Below are 18,823 nucleotides of genomic sequence, written 5' to 3'. Positions count from 1 at the left end.
TTGATGCCACTTATTTGATGATAAATGGCAATCATATTTAATTAAAGCGCGTTGACCACTGTTTTCTTAGGAATGATCAATCGCCACATGCCTCGTAAGTCTCCCAGTTGATAGCCTGTTGCCTGATCATTTGGATATAGTGTTTTAATAAACTCATAGTTTTCGTTAGTCAATTCTGCCCCCACTCCGCCGTGGCAATTCAGACAAACACCAGATCCAATCATGATAGGTTGAGTAAAAATCAATTCGGTATCGCTGAACTCTTGAAGTTGAGCAGTTGCCTGACTTGGGTCATAGTTATAAGCTTCCCAAATTTCCTTTTCGATGCCTGTAAGTGAATCAGCAGGGTTTCTTGTTTTGTTGGTCACTCGCTTGATGGAGATATTCAAACTGTCTTCGAGTTTCTTCACAATCTCCATAGCATTGGTATTGCAATACTCAATTGCTCCAGGAACACCTTCTTCCTGAATGGCCGTCATCAAAGCAGATTGAAAAGTTTGTGCGGTTACTTTGAGAGCTGATTTAGCGATCTCCTCTCCTTTTGCCATGATTTCCCCTTCTGTTACTCGTTTGAATTCTCGCGCTTCCAGTTCTTTTTTCACCGCTTCTCTGTCAACGGGTTTATCAGGTTTACACCCAATTAGACACAAGAAGAAAGCACAGATTAGGGTTGGAATCAGGATGTTTTTAGGTCTCATCACAAAAGTCGGTTCGCTTTGTATAATTTTGCAGACTAAAGTTAAAGGAGATGATTGATAAACTTGAGGCAATCAAAAAAAGGTTTGAGGAGGTAAGTCAACTGATAGTTCAGCCGGATATAATCGCTGACATGGATAACTATGCCAAGTTGAACAAGGAGTACCGTGATTTGGAGAAGATTGTGAACAAATACAATGAGTATCTTTTAGTCACTGGTAATATCAAAAATGCTAAAGAAGTATTGGAAACAGAAAAGGATGAGGAGTTTCGCGAAATGGCGAAAATGGAATTATCCGATCTGGAGCCAAAAGAAGAAGAGCTTCATGAAGAGCTCAAGTTTATGCTGATCCCGAAAGATCCGAATGACAGTAAGAATGTTATTTTAGAGATCAGAGCTGGTACTGGTGGTGATGAAGCAGCGATTTTCGCTGGAGACTTGTTCAAAATGTATCAGAACTATGCATCATCTCAAGGTTGGACATTTTCAGTGATGAACGTGAATGAAGGTTCTTCTGGAGGATATAAGGAAATTGTAGCGAGTGTAGAAGGAGAAGATGTTTATGCCAAACTCAAGTTTGAGTCTGGCGTTCACCGAGTGCAAAGAGTACCGCAAACAGAATCTCAAGGCCGTGTGCACACTTCAGCTGCTACGGTAGCAGTTTTGCCAGAAGCGGAGGAAGTAGATGTGGAACTAAACATGGGCGATATCCGAAAAGATACGTTTAGAGCGTCCGGAGCTGGTGGACAGCACATTAACAAAACGGAATCTGCTGTAAGACTAACACACGCACCAAGTGGGTTGGTGGTAGAGTGTCAGGATGGACGATCTCAGCACGCCAACTATGACAAAGCGTTGAAAGTTCTTCGATCTAGGTTGTATGAGATTGAGTTGAAGAAACACAATGAAGCAATCAGTTCCCAACGTAAAACAATGGTGGGTTCGGGAGATCGATCAGATAAAATCAGAACCTATAATTATCCACAAGGACGTGTTACCGATCATCGAATCAATCATACAGTGTATAATTTGCCAACCATCGTAGCAGGTGATATAGAAGAATTTGTTGAAAAGCTTCGAATTGCTGAGAATACGGAACTCCTAAAGGCAGAGGGAACAGAATAAAGAACCCATTAGAGCGTTGCTCCTATCATGAATCGAATCTATTATTTCATTCTGTCATTAAGTGTTTTGGTTGTTCTTTCCTGTGAACCACAAGAAGAACAAATAAGCAGTGATTCCAATCTGTCACTAATTGTAAGTAGTGATACGGTGCTTTTTGATACGTTATTGACAGCCAAACAAAGCTTGACTAAGCGCTTTCGAATTTACAATCCGAATTCTAAGGCTGTTGAAATATCAGATATCCGATTGGGAAAAGGTGCTGATTCGGATTATTCTGTGATTATCAATGGAAAGTCCAGCACGAGCGTTCAGAATGAAGTCCTTTTTGGAGGAGATAGTTTGATGGTATTGGTAGATGTTACCATTGATCCACAAAATCAAAATATGCCTTATTTAGTCAAGGATTCAGTAATCATTGAGTGGAATGGCAATTCTGGTCATGTGAAATTGGTGGCTTGGGGACAAGATGCCAACTACATTAACAATGAAGCGATTTGTGATGAAGTTTGGACCAAGGACCGGCCTTATGTGATTTATAATCTGGCCCTGGTTGACTCCTTATGCACTTTGACAGTAGAGCCGGGTACTAAAATCTACATTGACAATGGAGCATCACTTTATGTTCAGGGGACTTTGAAGATCTTAGGTGATTCTGGAAACCATGTGACCATTCGAAATACACGTTTCGATGAAAACTTCTTAATTGCTCCGGGCCAATGGGGAGGCATTTTCTTTTTGGAAGGAAGCAAAAACAATGAAATACGATACGCAGATATCGAAAACGGCCAGGTTGGTTTGAGAATAGGTTCTCCAGATGATGATTCGGATTATGATGTCATTGTTTCTCATTCCACCATCCGAAACATGTCTGTTGCAGGAATTTTGGCTTACACTTCGGATGTCTATGCGTACAACACTCAGATTTACAATGTGAATCAGTACCTGGTGGCAAATCTGGCAGGCGGGAATTACAAATATGAACATTGCACATTCGCCAATAATACTAGCTATTTCATTAATGATGATCCATTGTTTGTGTTTACTGACAATGTGGAAGTTGGTGATGGAGAGTTATTAACTAATGATTTATATCTGGAAATGACTAACAGCATTATCTGGGGTCGTGGTGATGAGCAACTTTCCTTTAGCAATGCAGGAGGAGCAGCTTTCGATCTTTTCCTAACCAACAACATTATCAAATCTCAAGACGAGATAGATGGTAATTTCACTTCTCAGCAGAGTAATTTCCCTGGTTTTGTAGATCCTGTCAGCTTTGACTTTAGTTTGGATTCATTAGCATATGCACGGGATAAAGGTATCGATATCAAGATCATAGATGATATCAATGGCATGCCAAGGGATGAAATGCCAGATATCGGGGCTTTCGAAAGAATAGACAAACAATGAGTTTTGTACAAAAAGAAATAGCGCTTCCTTCTTATCGACGTGGTTTTCATTTGATTACTCGTGAAGTGCTGCATGCTATTCCTGAAATCTCGGAGTTTAAAGTTGGAATGCTGCAAGTATTCATCAAGCATACTTCTGCTTCTTTGACCATCAATGAAAACGCTGATCCAACAGTCAGAACCGACTTTGAATCACATTTCAATGTAATGGTTCCGGAAAATGCACCGTACTATGAACACACTTATGAAGGGTCAGATGATATGCCGGCTCACATCAAAGCATCTTTATTGGGTCCTTCAGTTCAAATTCCAATTACCAATGGTCGTCCAAACCTTGGAACCTGGCAAGGAATCTATCTGTGTGAGCACCGTGACTATGGTGGATCCAGAAAATTGGTGATTACTGCCTGGGGTGAGTAGCCCGTAATTACTGAAATAAAACCAAAGCCTTCTACAGGAGGTTGCGGCACCATGACTACATCTATTGTTTGGTTTCGCAATGACTTAAGGATTCGTGACAATGCGGTTTTAGCCACAGCTTTATCAGAATCTGATCAAATTGTCCCTGTTTACATTTTTAGTACTTCACGCTGGAGAGACCTTGATCATGGGTTCAAAAAGACTGGTCCTTTTTACACCCAGTTTTTGCTGGAATCAGTGGAAGACTTAAAAAAGAGTTTGCAAAACTTAGGCTCGGATTTAATAATCAAATCTGGCAATCCTGTAGACATTTTAGCTGACTTGGCACAGCAATATGGTGTCAGTAAAGTGTATGCTTCCAAAGAAGTGACCTGGGAAGAAGTAAATCAGGAACGATCAGTTCAGGAGGCACTCGAAATGCGAAACGCTTCCTTAGAACTTATCTGGCAGTCGACTTTGTACCATCTGGATGATCTCATACAGCCTATTGATCAACTTCCGGATGTGTTTACCTCTTTTAGAAAGAAACAAGAAAAGTATGCGAAGGTAAGGGAAGAAGTGGCAACTCCTGATCTTATCAAGTCTCCTCCTTTGCCACAGACTGTAATTCCTGGTTTAGATGAATTTGGATATTCAGTGTCAGACGCGGTGCAAGATGAGCGAACGGCTATACACCTTGTTGGTGGAGAAAAATTGGCGTGGGAGCGATTGGAACATTATTTCTGGGAAGCTGACGAACTAAAAAATTATAAATGGACCCGAAATGGGTTATTGGGAGAAGACTATTCATCTAAGTTCAGTCCGTGGCTGGCGCATGGCTGTATCTCACCAAGAAGTATATTCCATGAAGTGCAGCGCTATGAAAAAGAGCGTAAGAAGAATGTTTCAACCTATTGGCTGGTGTTTGAGTTGATTTGGCGTGATTATTTCCGGTTCGTTTGTCTGAAATATGGCCGAAAGGTATTCTTCAAAGGAGGAATAAAGGATCTGGTTCCAGACTATGAAAATGATCGGGCAGTTTTTCAACGCTGGATGAATAGCGAAACAGGTCAACCTTTTGTAGATGCCAACATGAAAGAATTAAAGCTAACAGGCTTTATGTCCAACCGAGGAAGACAGAATGTGGCTAGCTATCTCGTCAAAGATTTGAAAATTGATTGGCGCTGGGGAGCAGCCTGGTTTGAGCACATGCTTACGGACTATGATGTGTGCAGCAATTGGGGCAATTGGATGTATGTAGCAGGAGTAGGTAATGACCCAAGAGAAAACCGATACTTCAATGTACCGGGACAAGCAGAAAAATATGACCCAAAAGGAGAATATGTAAGGCACTGGCTAGGGCCAGATGCCTTACAATCTTCGCAACTGTGATTATTTGATTGGTTTAGAGAGATAGATTCCGGTATAGGTAGAAACGACTAACTCATCTTCATCAGACATGGACATGTAGTCTTCTATGGTGTATAAACTTTCTGGTTGGTCTATGTTGGTGAAGGTAACAGTGCGGCTACAATCACCAGCTGGGCTATCACATATGTTAAAAACCAATTCTCCAGTAGTTTCAAAATAAGCTGAAATCAGTCTGTCATCTGATGTTTTCAATGTTGGCAGAACAAAGTTCTCATGCACACTTCCATCCTCGATTTTTTCATAATTCAATCCATAATCATCACTCATGTATCCCGTTGTAACACTCTGATATGAAATATCTAAATAAGTGTCTTTGTAAAATACCAGCCCATCACCAGTCATTACATTTGGAGCAAGTCCGGGTTTATCTGTTCTTCTTGAACCTGACAGTTCTTCCCAGGCAAAGCCATCGGAGGAAGTATATCCAACCTGATCAAACAAATAAGTAACTGTGCCATCGCTTGGAGATCTGTAAGTGTGGCTGAATACATCCAAAGCATGATATAGTCCATTCGCATCCTTGGATACAAGTGCAGGAGCAAATAATTCGGAAGATCTTTCGGTCCAGTTTTCGCCATCCGTACTGCTATACATTCCTGTGGTGGTATAGGCATTGGTTTGATTCTCATCATGATAAATCCCAATGATTTCGCCTATTGGTGATTGGCTGTACGTTTTGGTGTTTTGATCATAAACTTTGTTCCCAATATAAACTTTGTCCCGTATCACCTGCACTTTTAGAAAATAGGCTTCTTGAAATGATAACGGCAGATATTCTTGTTTTCCATCTGTTTCCCTGATAATCCCAGACTCATATCGTTCTCCACCATCAATGAATCCAGACCCGATTAGACTGTTTCCAGTTCTAACTACTGGATAAGCCAAATCCAACTCTTTCAGTTCAGCATCTCCATGAGCTTCATAAGCTTTACCATTTAGATTAACATAGGCATATCCGCCAAATAACCGAAGATCGGTGGTATTCAGATAGCTGGCACCTGATTCTGGATATAGATAGTACTGGACTGAGTTATCTGGGGAAATAATAAGAACTCCCTGGCTTTTGGCAAATGCAAAATATCCTTCACTATAAGCGATTTTAATTTTTCCTTCGTATTGACCTCCTACTGGTCCAATTTTATGAAGATTTAAATCAGGGACTTCTCGCTCAGTGAAAGTGTTCGTGCTAGCGTCATACTCACCAATGATCAGGTTTTTATAATCAAAGAATCCAAGCTTTTCTCCAGACGCACCAGCGAAGTAGAAGGGATCAACGTGTATTTCTATACCTGTATCTTCGTATTGTCCATTAACCTCTTTTTCAAACCTGGAATAGTAATCTGAAAATCGGACTTTTACACCCGAATCGGTGATAGCATATCCATAACCATTGGCACTAGCTTGAGCGAAAAACTCCCCTGTATTGCTGATGTTGGTATTAATGAAGAGATTATCAGCATCTGGCTCAATTTCTTCCACTGATTCTCCTCCATCTGAAGAAAAAAAGTAACTGGTAGCTCCTATTGAGCCTTTGTAAGAAAACAATAAGTATTTACCATTGGGGCTGATGCTTATAGCTTCTGCTGCAGCGAATTTGGACAGGTCAACAATTTTCGTGAATTGTAAATTTTCAGCGTTAGTTTCTTCAGGACTGATATCATCTTGTTTACAACTTGTATTGCACAGAAGTACAATAAAACTAAGGTTGAGAATCAACTGACGAAGAACCTGTTGGGAATGTTTATAGGAAGTTTGCATTTGATTATTCTTTCTACAAATCTCATTTATTGCTCGTTTCCTTTTATTCCGCTGATTTTGGTAATTCTGACCTACCTAGTGCTAGGTATATTGAGATACTACAATTCAGTACATTTTCTCGACAGTTCAATACATTCCATTTTTAATGGTGTGAGTCTCATGACATCTTTGGATCATCAAAAACCTAAAGATCTAATGAACTCAAAGTACAAGAACCTTCTAATCGCAATCCTGACAGCCATTTCACTGGCAGCGATTGTATTTACTGCTGATGCTCAGCTTGCTTACAATCATTTGGAAAACAAAGGCAAGTCGACGTACCGCATCAATAACATCTCTGGCGAGTTTGATGTGGAGTACGAAGGCAAAATTCAGATTTCGGATGACGATAAAGACATTGTTTCCATTAGTCCTGGTGGATATTTCGAATTGGAAAAGTCTTCATTTGGTGCTTCACGAAAAATCAAGATCGAGTCTGATGGTGATGGACTAAGTAAGCGCTACTTCGTAGGCTGGTCAGAAAGAGACTATGAACCAGAAGGAAGAAAGTGGCTAGCGGAAGTACTTCCTGAATTGGTCAGAACCACCACTATTGCGGCTGAAGCCAGAGTTAACAGAATCTATCAAAAAGGTGGTGCATCTGCATTGATCAGAGAATTAACACTATTGAAAAGTGATTATGTCAGCGATAAATACTTTGAACTGACTTTTGAAAAACCGCTTTCCGATCAGGATCAGGCACAAGCACTAAAAGTGGCGGGTGAAACTGTTAATTCAGATCACTATCTGTCTCAGATTTTGAGCAATTATTTGAAGAAATACGGCGTTTCTTCAGCGACAGTCAACAATTTCATCATGGCGGCAGGTGAAATTTCATCTGATCACTACAAAACGAATGTGTTGCTGGATGTTATGAAATCAAGTCAAATCAAGGAAGCTCAGCTTACTCAACTGATTGCTGCCTCAAATGACATTGGTTCTGATCATTACAAGTCCAATTTGTTGATGGAAGTGTTGAAACGTAAAGATTTGACCAGTACTCAGCTGAACGAAGTGCTCAATCAAGGATCGGATATTGGATCTGATCACTATTTGAGCAATGTTTTGATGGAAGTAATCAGAACGCAGGAGCTCAGTACTGCCAATGTGACGAATATCATTCGAGCAACTAACGATATTGGCTCTGATCATTACAAAACCAATGTTTTTGATCAACTATTTAGTCATGCATCGTTGAGCACTTCGGATTTTAAACTGGTATTGAATTCTGTTTCAGACGTTAATTCTGATCATTATTTACAGCAGACATTAACCAAATTGTTGGACAAGCCTTTAAACGAAGAAGTGGTAGTGGAGATATTGCAAGTAGCCTCCAATTCTATGAATTCCGATCATTATCTAAGTACAGTGATCAGTAAAGTAATGAGCGATCAGAAACTTACTATAAGAGTGATGGACGAAGTTTCATCGGCGATCAGTTCATTGAATTCTGCCCATTATTCTACGGAAATCATCAAATCAGCTTCTAGAAAAGATTTAACCAAAAGTCAGGTTCTGGCTTTGTTGAGTGCAGTATCAGAAATTAACTCGGATCACTATTTCACAGAGTCTTTGGTATTCCTTTCAGATCATGTAAACAGAATGGATGATGAAGTAAAAGATGCTTACCGTGCTGCAGCGAAAAACATTTCTTCAGATACCTATTATGGTAGAGCCATGAAAGCTCTGGACTACTAAATACTTTCAGTCCACTGTGGTAACTTGTATCCCGGTGGACTATGAAAACTTTCCTCTTACATACTAACCAAACGTTGACCAAACACCTAACCTATTTTGTATCAGGCGGAGTGATAGGCATTATGCTCTTCACTTTCCTGTTTTACAACGAACCAGAATTGTGGAATGACTACAGTCATGTGATTCTTGGAGCTGGTTTCGTAGGGATTTGCATCGCCTATTTGCTCGGGTTTGCTTCGAATATGATTAGTAAGGTTATTTCTCTCGAACGTCAGAGTGGAATTGGGCTCTTGCTGACTATTCTTATCAACTGTATACTGGTTTATGGTATTTCGGCAGTCTATGTCTATTTATATGGTGTGACTTTGACTGGATTTATTTCCTGGGATATCTACTTCAAACTGGCGGTTGCAGTTTTTGTACTGGTTTTGGTCTATTCGGTAATTAGTCTGTTGATCAGAAGTGTGTATCAGTTGCAGCAAAGTACGTTGGATTCAGTGAAGTTGGAAACAAAACAAATAGACTTACAACTCACTGCGCTCAAGGCACAACTTACTCCGCATTTCTTATTCAATAGCCTCAACACGATATCGTCATTATTGCATCGGGATTTAGCAGTGGCTGAAAAGTACATTCGAAACCTGGCAAGTGTTTATCAATACACATTGCCTTCTTATGAGAAGAAGCTGGTGACTTTTGACGAAGAGTGGTCTTTTGTTAAAGCCAATCTGGAACTGTTACTTGTCCGGTTTGGTGGTTATTTGACTATCGATGTAGAGGAGGAATCTGGGATTCGTGATATCATGATGCCTCCATTGACGCTCCAATTATTGATTGAGAATGCGCTGAAGCATAATTTGATCAATGAACAGAATCCGCTATCAATCAAAATTACTCGAGATGGCAAATGGTGGATGGTAACTAATAACATCACTAGTAAACCCAATCAAGTAGAGTCATTTCGTGTTGGTCTGGACAATATTCGAGAGCGCTATCAACTTCTAGGAAATCGCTCGATTCAAGTGATTGAATCTGAAGAGTTCCGTGTAAAACTGCCGGTATTATGAATCAACTATTCGTTCATCGGCCCTTATTCAGAATTCTTAGCCCATTATTCAGTGGATCGATTGTATATCTGCTGATTTTACTGGTCAACAACAATGTGATGGCTTTGGAGCAGCAGTTTTTGGGACAAGAACTGTATTTCTGCATAGGATTGGCCTATTTGATTCAAGAATCTTCCCGGTTTTCCATTTTGATGATTTCTAAGTTGGGCCACTTATCTCCGACTTTCTGGGGCATTGTGATACCGGCTTTAATCTCATCAGTGACTACCATCGTGGTTATTTCAGGTTCCATGTATTTGTATTTCGAATGGGTGTTGGGTTTTAGTCCAATCATCACCGAAATGACTATTTTCAATGCCATCTTTTTGATGATTACCTGGATCTATTTGGTCTTATTTATCAGTCATGATTTATTGAAAAAGACTCATGAATCCTATTTGAGTCAGGAGGAGGAATTGAAATCCAATGTGCAGCGTGATTTTGTAGAGTTCAAACAAGGGGTGAATCCAGAATTGCTTTTTGAAAGCCTGGAGCAACTTATCATTCTCGCGAAACAAGATCTGGATAAAGCTGAGGAGTTTCTCGATCAGTTGGCGGTGGTATACCGATACGTGTTGTCAAAGAAGCAAGAATTGGTTGCTATCAAAGCCGAATTAGATGCTTTGAAGCAGTTTGTCACACTGTTGAACAGTTTGCCGAATAGAGAATTGATTTTACAGCATGATATAAAGAGCAGTTTTGTTGTTGTTCCCGGTGTATTGGTCAAATCATTGGAGATGATTTTCCGAGCTGCGGTAATTCATCATTCCAATATCATTGATGTCCATATCAGCGATTTCGAGGAGGTTCTGGAAATTAAAGCAAGTATGATCGAACGCCTGGTGAAACCAGAAACAACCGATGCTATTTTTAATCAACTGTACTCGACTTATACATTATACACGGATAGTAAAATGAAGTTGAAACACACTTCGGAAGGTTTGATCATTTCTATCCCTAAACTCACCCTGGCCTAATGAAAGTATTGCTTATAGAAGATGAACAACCAGCTATTGAGAAATTGGAACGATACTTACTCAAGTATGATCCGGAGATTGAAATTATGGATCGTCTTAAAAGCGTATCCGAATCAGTGGCCTGGTTCCAATCCAATCAGGAGTGGCCAGACTTGCTTTTTCTGGATATTCAGCTGTCTGATGGGCTAAGTTTTGAAATTTTTAGTCAGGTGAATGTGCGCCTACCGATCATTTTCACCACCGCTTTTGATGAATATGCATTGGATGCTTTCAAACACCACAGTATTGATTATTTATTAAAGCCGGTCACCTTTACAGAGTTATCCCGATCGCTGAAGAAGTTTCAGGATATGAAACAGTGGTCCGATGCTCCGAATGTCAGTGGCGTTATTCAGCAGATTGCCAATCCTTCGTATAAAGATCGCTTCATGGTGAAGCAGGGCCAACACATCCAAACATTGGAAATCAATCAGATTCAATTGTTTTATGCGGATGGCCGAACGGTTTACCTAATGAACAATGAAGGCAAAAAGTACATTATCGATTACAAGCTAGAAGATCTGGAGCAATTGCTTGACCCCAAACAGTTTTTTCGAGTTAACCGAACCTTTCTTGTACGAATAGCCTCTGTAAAAGACGTTTTGGTGTATTCAAATAGCCGATTGAAAATTCAAACGGAAACAGATTTAGACAAAGAAATCATCGTCAGTCGCGAGAAAGTTGCTGATTTTAAGAAATGGCTTGAAGGAAATCATTGAGTCATAACCTGTTTAAAATAGGAGCCATGTCTTGTTGGCTCATAGTTCCAATTGCTAAATAAAGCGGGAGCCCATTCTGCATCAAAGACCCAAACGACATAGCTGATTTCTTTAGCGTTGCAATATTCAGTGATTGCCATTCCATACGACTCATCACTAATCACAGGAATATGTGCGCCTTTCTCTTCTTCGCCTGCAAATCCAATTTCAGTTAGGATAACAGGAGCTTTTTCTTTCATCTTGCCCCAATCTGCGGTCCACTGTTCTTCCCACGGTTGAGGACGTTTTTGCGGATAGGGATGGCTTACGTATGCTACATTTTCCAGTTTTATGGGGTTTGCATGGGCTTCAGAAAGATCATATGCCCAATTGTGTCCAGCAACCAGACTTATTCCTTGTCCACCTTTTGATTGAATGGTTTTAATAATCGACTCATTGAGTTCTTTCCAGTCATACCAGGAGGCGTCACCCAGTTCACCTTTCATGGTGGTTGGCTCATTGAAGATTTCATAAAAAGCCACCACGGGATTCTCCCCATATCTTTTAGCAATGGTTTCCCAAAATGCTAATGTTTCCTTATTGGTCGTATTGTATGATTCCTTGTAGAATTGTTCAGTCAATAAATTGCCAATGCTGTGCCAATCGATAATGACATACAGGTTTCTGTCTGTGGCCATTTGTATGCCTTCATCCAATAAACTTAAATAGGCCTTAGTACCTAGTTTTCTCCAGTTGGAAGGGTGAACGGGAAATCGAACAACATTTGCTCCCCATTTCTTGATCTCGTCAAAGTACGAATAATCCCAATGGCCTTGTTCATTCAGTTTTGCAGGATCACTCGTATTGTAACCTCGCAATATGATGGTTTCACCTTTGTCATTCACAAACTGATTGCCTTTTACTTTTAATCGGGGTAATTGCGCTGAAACTGTGAGAACCAATAGCGAGCAAATGAGGGTTATGCATGTTTTCATGCACTCAATTTATGCCATTTGTTGAGATCGGAATGGCCTCATTTGTGCATGATAGTAGCTCAAAACGCTATTTCTTCTTCAGCTTTTTTAAAGGAAGCTTTTTGATCATACCACCTCGGATGTCTTTTACTTTGGACATGACCAGGAAGGCACTTGGATCGATTTTATGAATTTCTGCTTCTAGACGAGCGAGCTCCAGACGAGTTATCACGGTATAAATGATATTGGTATTTGATTCGTTTTGCTGCATTTCACTGAATCCTTTACTCCCATGATAGATGGTCGCTCCTCTGCGTAGTGTGGTCAGGATCATCTCACGAATTTCCTTGTGTGAATCAGAAATGATGGTCACTCCGATGTATTCATCAAAACCCTCTAGCACGAAATCCACTGTTCTGGATGCGGCAAAGTAGGTGATAATGGAATACAGTGCGGTTTCTATTGATAATAGGTATGCCGCAACGGAGAATATGATAATGTTGAAAATCAAAATGAGCTCACCAACCGAAAAACCGGTCTTTTTGCCCAGATAAATGGCTAGAACCTCTGTACCATCGATAATCGCTCCACCTCTAATGGAAAAGCCGATTCCCAAGCCTAGGAAGAAACCTCCAAAAACCGCAACTAATAGCGAATCATCAGTAATTACTGGAAAATGAAAGTTGTAGATAACTATTGCCAAAAGTGAAATGGTCAGGAAACTCTTGATAGCAAAGGTTTTTCCAATCTGGAACCATCCTAAAATCAGAAAAGGAATATTGATTAAGAAAATAAATACCGATGGTCTTCCTTCTGTGACTAACGCAAGCAACAAGGAAATTCCTGTAACTCCTCCATCCAGTACGTCATTAGGTAACAGGAAACTTTCTAAACCGAAGGTCGCACAAAGCACACCTAAAATCATGAGAAATGTTTCTCTGGTAATTTGTCTTACGGAACCGATGGAGATTTTATTAGCCATATCGTAGATAGTCGCGCTAAAGATATCATGCAATTACTAAAAACGAATGAGGAATATTATCTGGCAGGAAATATTAGCCTGATAGTCGGCTCATTAATGCGGCCTGTAATTTCTCTTGCTGGATTGGTTTGGTAATGAACCCATCAAAATACTTGTTGAATTCCTGGTTGTTTTCGCCCATTACATCAGCAGTCAACGCAAAAATCGGTGCAAACTTATTGGGACCACTGTATTCTCTAATAGTTTTTGTCGCGGTAAATCCATCCATGACTGGCATGTGCAGGTCCATCAAGATCACATCAAACTTCTCGTTTTGACATGCCTCAACTGCAATCTGGCCATTAGCCGCTGTTTCAATAGTTAACCCCCAATTTTGAAGTAGCTTTTGGGCAACCATGGCATTAACCGCATTATCTTCTACAAGTAGTACTTTTTTATTGTTTGTAATCTTGAATTGCTTGTTTTCTGGGAGGTTAATCTTGGTACTGCATTTTAGGTTTAGTGAGAAGTAGAATTTGCTTCCTTTGCCCAACTCACTTTCTACCCCAATATCGCTACTATGCAATTGCAAAAGTCGCTTTACTATGGAAAGTCCCAACCCTGTGCCGCCTGTATTACGAGTCAATACAGATTTGATCTGTGTAAAACTTTCAAAAATATTATGAAGGTCTTCCGCTGAAATTCCACTTCCAGAGTCGATAACCTCAAAATACAACTCATCAAATAGTCCAGTGCTCTTAAATTTTTCTACATGAACACGGACTTCACCCGCAGTGGTATATTTGATGGCATTAGAAACCAGGTTACCAATGATCTGACCGAGCTTGACCTCATCAAATTTGTAGGTTTTTCCAACTTCATCATCTACATCAATGACTAGCTTAAGACCTTTCTCTTCAGCCAAGCTGGAATAGGTGTCCACTATTTTTCTCAAAGTATCTCGAATGTCCAGCGTACTGAACTCAAGTTTCATTTTATTGGCTTCCAGTTTACTGAAGTCCAAAATGTCATTGACAATGGATAGTAAATTGTGTGAGGAGTGCTTCAGTAATTTGAGAAAAGTGAGTTTGTCCTTATGCTCTGGATTTTCGTCTAGCAATGAGGTGATCGTTACCACAGCATTTAAAGGCGTGCGTAACTCATGACTCATAGTCGCCAAAAATTCTTGTTTGATTTGATGTGCCTTTTCTATTTCCAGGTTGGTTTGAATAAGGCGCTGTTCATTTTTGATGATGGTTTGGTAAAAAGCAAAGAACAGCACGAAGGCAAAAAAGATCACCATCGTAAACACAGTCACTTTTACTATGATGGAGAGAACACCAGTCAATACCAAAGGTTCTATAAATGGCAATGGAACAAAATGGTGTATGATGAGACAAGCACAATTGTACATGAAAAAGGTTAATGCTAATCCACGTTCTGTAGGCTTTAAGAAAATGAATGGAAAAGCATAAACTACAATGAAGAAATAACTTACGCCATATTCTTCACCGATTAATAAACTGTAATAAAGGATGAGTATAGGTGAGAAGAATACATAGAGTCGTCTCGCAAAATCATATCTTTTGGCGTAGTTCAGCCCAATCGGCATCAGGCAAACAAGCACTACGGAAAAAGTAATGATGCTCGCTGTGGTATTACCGATGTTGTAAAATACGGATGAATAAACCAGGCACACCAACACAATCACAAAGCCAAAAGAGTTGATCGCAAGTACTCTTGCTACTTCTTTTTCGGTAAAGTGTTGGGGCACATTGCCAGTTAAAATATGTCTAATCGTAGTTAAAATTGTATTATTCGAATTGATTAAGATAAAATTACCCTGACAGGTTCTTGTATTGCATGACCATTTCGACAAATTACGCTTGTCTATCGGCAGATATCTCTGTATAGCAGAGAAGAGAAATGTAGGCGGCGGAAATCAGAACACTGAACTTAATCGTTTGGTTGATCCTTTTGCTATGATACTTATGGATAAGATTAGCTATTTTCATCAATAAAAACCAGCCTTGGCAGTCAATAGAAAGACAAATAACTTCACAGAGAAATTCAGGGAATTGGGTCTGGGAACCAGACGATTATCCACTGACCGCTTTATCAGTAAGAATGGTCAATTCAATGTGGTAAAACGTGGAATTGGCTTGAAAGGCTTCTCTTTTTACAACTGGCTGATTAACATGTCCTGGGCCAGATTCTTTGCTTTTGTTACGCTGAGCTATATTTTGGTTAATTTATTTTTCGGCACAATTTATTTTCTGATTGGTGTAGAGTATTTAACAGAATACAATGACAACTCTTACAACGAGTTTACCCATTGTTTTTTCTTCTCGACTCAGACATTGACTACAGTCGGTTTCGGCCGGATAAGCCCGGTGGGGCCAGCATCAAGTTTTGTTGCCGCTTTTGAGTCCATGATAGGCGTGTTGGGTTTTGCATTTGCGACAGGGATAATGTACGGTAGGTTCTCGAAGGCCCGATCAAAGATTCTTTTTAGCAATAGAATTTTGGTTAGTCCTTATAAAGAGATCAAAGGTCTCAAGTTTCGAATTGCTAATATGCGAGACAGTCAATTGATCGATATGGAAGCCAGACTGATGTATTCATTTCTACAGAATGAAGGTCATGAGCAAAAACGCCGTTACATCTCTTTGGATCTGGAAATTAATTTCATCAATCTGTTTCCTCTGCCATGGACAATTGTTCATCCAATTGATGAGAAGAGTCCCATCTATCAAAAAGGCGTGTTGGAATTAGGTAAAGAGCGAGCGGAATTCTTGATCATTCTCAAAGGTTTTGATGACACGTTCAACACCTATGTGCATCAAATTCACGAGTACAATACGGATGAGATCGTCTTTGATGCGGACTTTGACCCGATGTTTGATCCTGCAGCACAGGGTGAAACACATGTTCATTTAAATAAGATCAGCGATTTTCATAAAGTGGAAAGCAAGAAAGCTTAACCACCATTGTTTCCTGACTGATCTTCGTCTTCCGGTTTTCCAGAGAATTTTTCTTTTTTCGCCTCCAGTCCTTCTTTGACTTCTTCCAAATTCAATCGGTATTTAAGTCGCTGCCAGATTCCTTCGCCTATTTTACCCACAAGATCCCCAAAGGATTCGGAATCTTCTTTTTCTACAGCAGGTTGAGAAAGAGTGGTGGTACTGGTTTTTTTATAGGCATTGGCAAAAGAGGAGTCTACCACGATCTTCTGAGCAGAAGCGTGGAAGCTAAAAGCAACAAAACAGATGCATATGATGCAAAAAGTTTTCATTTACGATGCAACCTCTTATTTTCGTTTCGAATCTTATCGTTGTGAACGACTCTAGTGCTAAAATATGCAAGAATTGTGGCTTTCACCTTGAAACCACACATCATTTCTGCCCAAATTGTGGACAGGAGCATAAAGAACGGGTCATTTATTTCAAGGAATTCTTCATTGATTTCCTGGGGGATTACTTCACGTTTGATTCTAAAATTATCCGAAGTGTTAAGCCATTGCTATTCAATCCGGGATTTTTAACGAGTGAATACCTAGATGGCAGGCGTGTGCGGTACATTCCGCCATTACGGATGTATATCTTCATCAGTATTTTCTTTTTTTTGATGCTGAGCAGTAGCAAGGAACCTATACAGCTGGATGGTGAAAATCTGGATGCTGCTTTCTTTGATGCCTATTTCGACATCTGGATGCCACGGCTCTTTTTCTTCCTATTGCCGCTTTTTGCCTTTTTTACTTATTTCCTTTTCCGACAAAAAGGACGGTATTATCTCTCCTCTTTCATTTTCTCGGTACACTTTCATGCATTTGTACTGCTGCTGTTTACAGTCTACATCTTTATTACTTCTTACTTTTCACAGGCCATGTATGGTGTCAACCAATGGATGTTGTTAGCGTGCGGATTAATTGTGGAAATTTATTTGCTAATGGCACTGAAGCGAGTGTTTGATAAAAAATGGTTCTCTACCTGGTTGCGATTGATTTTCCTAAATGTGCTTTACATCGTTTCCGTAGCGGTTATTTTCTTAGCGATTGCGGTATTGATTTATAAAACGCAGTATTAGATAGATGGAAGCTGGATGTTAGATGAGAGATGTTAGACTTCATGAATCAAGATGATAGTTGGAGATAAAAATTCTTTTGCCATAGATGTAGGCGTTAATTATCAAGGAAACCAACTTAGAAAAATAGATGTGGTAGTCAACAATCAATACGTAGGCGTTGATGATAATTTAGCTTTTGTTCCTCAGTTTATAACAAGTTTAGCCTTTGATATCGAGCGACTTAAAAAAGCGGACTTTAACAAATTCGATAATTACTTTGAAGGATTAACGGTACCTGAAATACACGAGTTTATTCTCAATACAAGAACCGAAGGAGCTGAAGAGTTTGATCTTGAGGATGATCAAATTTATCCGCTACATTGCTTTTTGGACTGGGGACCAACTACTGATAACCTTACTACTTTTCTAATTCCTAAAGACAAGGAGATGTATCTAACTCATCAATTCTGGAGAGAAGAGCATATTAACAAAATAGAAATTGGGGTTATTAATATAACTAAGGTTGAGATTGAAGAAATTATAGGGACTCTTGAAAAACCAATTTTGATACTGAAATGATCCCAAAAACTATCACATCTGTTTTAGTACTGTTCATAGCATTAGGTCTTTTTGCCCAGGATGATCGTTCGTTTTCTGATTTCTTGAAATTATTTCCTGGGAAAACCATAAGTCCGGAAGATCAAATGAAGTTTTTGGGAATAAAAGGACCATTTCCAGAAGAAAGATTGGAGTTTGAAAAGCGAACAGCCAAATCAGTTGTTCGTTCCAATAAGGATTTTACAATGGTTAGTGTTCAATATGAATGTATTGCTGGGGGAATTTGTGAAAGTATTCATTTGTATTCCTTCACCAATTCTGGAAAACTTATCTCTCTTATAGAAACACATAATCAGCTAGCGGATTGCGCGTTTCAGAAATCGACTGAAACACTTTTATTTAATGATACTATCATCGTTACAAAAGATTATGCGTGGGAAGGAGAATGTATTGATGAACCTTCAGGCAATGAGAGTATTCGAATAAATACATACCTGATAGAAGAAACAGGAAACTTCAACCTAATTAGAGAACAAGTTGTTGACATCTCACGATTATATTACAAAACCTCAACCCAAGTATTATCAAGAGAAGAGCTTCATCTTTTGTCAAAAGAAGAGTTAGCGACCATGAGAAACGAAATATTCGCCTGTTATGGTTATAGGTTCAAAACTCAGAAATGGTTTGATTACTTTCAGAAATATGAATGGTATGAAGCTACACATGATGAAATAAATGAAACAGACTTGACAGCTGTAGAACTCTTGAATTTGCAATTGATTAAAGAGTTGGAATTAGAATAGTATTTTCCACATGTCAAATCCACTTCAAAACCTGTAGTTGAACGACTTTTCTGATTTCGTGAGCTAATTGATTTTATACTTGTCCAGTA

18 protein-coding genes are annotated in these 18,823 nt (G+C 39.5%); 12 read left to right on the top strand and 6 right to left on the bottom strand.

The genetic code is table 11. The features are described from left to right. Positions 1-41: 41 nt before the first annotated feature. Entirely contained in the window at positions 42-698 is a 657-nt protein-coding gene (locus NXS00_RS15060) for a Tll0287-like domain-containing protein (protein ID WP_258100057.1), read from the bottom strand. A gap of 50 nt (positions 699-748) precedes the next feature. On the opposite strand from NXS00_RS15060, the gene prfA reads away from it, so the two are divergent. The 4 genes from prfA to NXS00_RS15040 are packed head-to-tail and all read left to right on the top strand — an operon-like array spanning position 749 to position 5,019. Further along, entirely contained in the window at positions 749-1,822 is a 1,074-nt protein-coding gene (prfA, locus tag NXS00_RS15055) for a peptide chain release factor 1 (protein WP_258100056.1), read from the top strand. A 27-nt stretch (positions 1,823-1,849) separates the two neighbouring features. Further along, positions 1,850-3,229: a right-handed parallel beta-helix repeat-containing protein gene (locus tag NXS00_RS15050; RefSeq protein ID WP_258100055.1), complete on the top strand. Its 1,380-nt coding sequence runs from the start codon at positions 1,850-1,852 to the stop codon at positions 3,227-3,229. Further along, positions 3,226-3,648 carry a secondary thiamine-phosphate synthase enzyme YjbQ gene (locus tag NXS00_RS15045; protein ID WP_258100054.1) on the top strand — a complete coding sequence of 141 codons (423 nt, stop codon included), beginning with the start codon at positions 3,226-3,228 and terminating at the stop codon, positions 3,646-3,648. Before NXS00_RS15050 ends, NXS00_RS15045 begins: the two co-directional genes overlap by 4 nt. 51 nt (positions 3,649-3,699) lie before the next feature. Beyond that, positions 3,700-5,019 (top strand): DASH family cryptochrome, encoded by a 1,320-nt coding sequence (locus NXS00_RS15040; RefSeq protein WP_258100053.1) that lies wholly within the window; start codon positions 3,700-3,702, stop codon positions 5,017-5,019. Here NXS00_RS15040 and NXS00_RS15035 read toward each other — a convergent pair whose 3' ends face one another. After that, the gene (locus tag NXS00_RS15035; RefSeq protein ID WP_258100052.1) at positions 5,020-6,816 is read right to left on the bottom strand and encodes a hypothetical protein; all 1,797 of its coding nucleotides are present in this window, start codon (positions 6,814-6,816) and stop codon (positions 5,020-5,022) included. Between the two features lie 195 nt (positions 6,817-7,011). On the opposite strand from NXS00_RS15035, the gene NXS00_RS15030 reads away from it, so the two are divergent. From NXS00_RS15030 to NXS00_RS15015, 4 genes are read left to right on the top strand one after another with little or no spacing between them, the layout of a single operon-like run. Next, positions 7,012-8,553, top strand: a complete 1,542-nt coding sequence (locus NXS00_RS15030; RefSeq protein ID WP_258100051.1) for a hypothetical protein — start codon at positions 7,012-7,014, stop codon at positions 8,551-8,553. A gap of 41 nt (positions 8,554-8,594) precedes the next feature. After that, positions 8,595-9,620, top strand: a complete 1,026-nt coding sequence (locus NXS00_RS15025; RefSeq protein WP_258100050.1) for a sensor histidine kinase — start codon at positions 8,595-8,597, stop codon at positions 9,618-9,620. Continuing rightward, positions 9,617-10,636 (top strand): histidine kinase, encoded by a 1,020-nt coding sequence (locus tag NXS00_RS15020; RefSeq protein WP_258100049.1) that lies wholly within the window; start codon positions 9,617-9,619, stop codon positions 10,634-10,636. Before NXS00_RS15025 ends, NXS00_RS15020 begins: the two co-directional genes overlap by 4 nt. Beyond that, positions 10,636-11,394 carry a LytR/AlgR family response regulator transcription factor gene (locus tag NXS00_RS15015; protein ID WP_258100047.1) on the top strand — a complete coding sequence of 253 codons (759 nt, stop codon included), beginning with the start codon at positions 10,636-10,638 and terminating at the stop codon, positions 11,392-11,394. Before NXS00_RS15020 ends, NXS00_RS15015 begins: the two co-directional genes overlap by 1 nt. Here the strand turns inward: NXS00_RS15015 and NXS00_RS15010 are convergent. The 3 genes from NXS00_RS15010 to NXS00_RS15000 all read right to left on the bottom strand — a co-directional run bounded on the left by NXS00_RS15010 (position 11,388) and on the right by NXS00_RS15000 (position 15,082). Continuing rightward, positions 11,388-12,368, bottom strand: a complete 981-nt coding sequence (locus tag NXS00_RS15010; RefSeq protein ID WP_258100046.1) for a glycoside hydrolase family 5 protein — start codon at positions 12,366-12,368, stop codon at positions 11,388-11,390. The genes NXS00_RS15015 and NXS00_RS15010 overlap by 7 nt on opposite strands. A gap of 67 nt (positions 12,369-12,435) precedes the next feature. Continuing rightward, on the bottom strand, positions 12,436-13,329 hold the full coding sequence (locus NXS00_RS15005) for a YitT family protein (RefSeq protein WP_258100045.1): 894 nt from the start codon (positions 13,327-13,329) through the stop codon (positions 12,436-12,438). A gap of 73 nt (positions 13,330-13,402) precedes the next feature. Continuing rightward, positions 13,403-15,082, bottom strand: a complete 1,680-nt coding sequence (locus NXS00_RS15000) for an ATP-binding protein (protein WP_258100044.1) — start codon at positions 15,080-15,082, stop codon at positions 13,403-13,405. A 256-nt stretch (positions 15,083-15,338) separates the two neighbouring features. Here NXS00_RS15000 and NXS00_RS14995 point away from each other — a divergent pair, with 256 nt between their 5' ends. Continuing rightward, positions 15,339-16,292 carry an ion channel gene (locus tag NXS00_RS14995; protein WP_258100043.1) on the top strand — a complete coding sequence of 318 codons (954 nt, stop codon included), beginning with the start codon at positions 15,339-15,341 and terminating at the stop codon, positions 16,290-16,292. Here the strand turns inward: NXS00_RS14995 and NXS00_RS14990 are convergent. Continuing rightward, a complete protein-coding gene (locus NXS00_RS14990) occupies positions 16,289-16,603 on the bottom strand; it encodes a hypothetical protein (RefSeq protein WP_258100042.1) in 315 nt (104 codons plus the stop codon). The genes NXS00_RS14995 and NXS00_RS14990 overlap by 4 nt on opposite strands. A 5-nt stretch (positions 16,604-16,608) precedes the next feature. On the opposite strand from NXS00_RS14990, the gene NXS00_RS14985 reads away from it, so the two are divergent. The 3 genes from NXS00_RS14985 to NXS00_RS14975 are packed head-to-tail and all read left to right on the top strand — an operon-like array spanning position 16,609 to position 18,734. After that, a complete protein-coding gene (locus tag NXS00_RS14985; protein ID WP_258100041.1) occupies positions 16,609-17,394 on the top strand; it encodes a DUF3667 domain-containing protein in 786 nt (261 codons plus the stop codon). Between the two features lie 51 nt (positions 17,395-17,445). After that, a complete protein-coding gene (locus tag NXS00_RS14980; protein WP_258100040.1) occupies positions 17,446-17,952 on the top strand; it encodes a hypothetical protein in 507 nt (168 codons plus the stop codon). Continuing rightward, complete coding sequence (locus NXS00_RS14975) at positions 17,949-18,734, top strand: YARHG domain-containing protein (protein ID WP_258100039.1); 786 nt, start codon at positions 17,949-17,951, stop codon at positions 18,732-18,734. Before NXS00_RS14980 ends, NXS00_RS14975 begins: the two co-directional genes overlap by 4 nt. Positions 18,735-18,823 lie beyond the last annotated feature (89 nt).

Source organism: Marinoscillum pacificum, from assembly GCF_024714495.1.
Taxonomy (GTDB): Bacteria; Bacteroidota; Bacteroidia; order Cytophagales; family Cyclobacteriaceae; genus Marinoscillum; species Marinoscillum pacificum.
The sequence above is the reverse complement of the archived record's forward strand: the minus strand, read 5'-3'. Positions and strand labels throughout refer to the sequence as shown.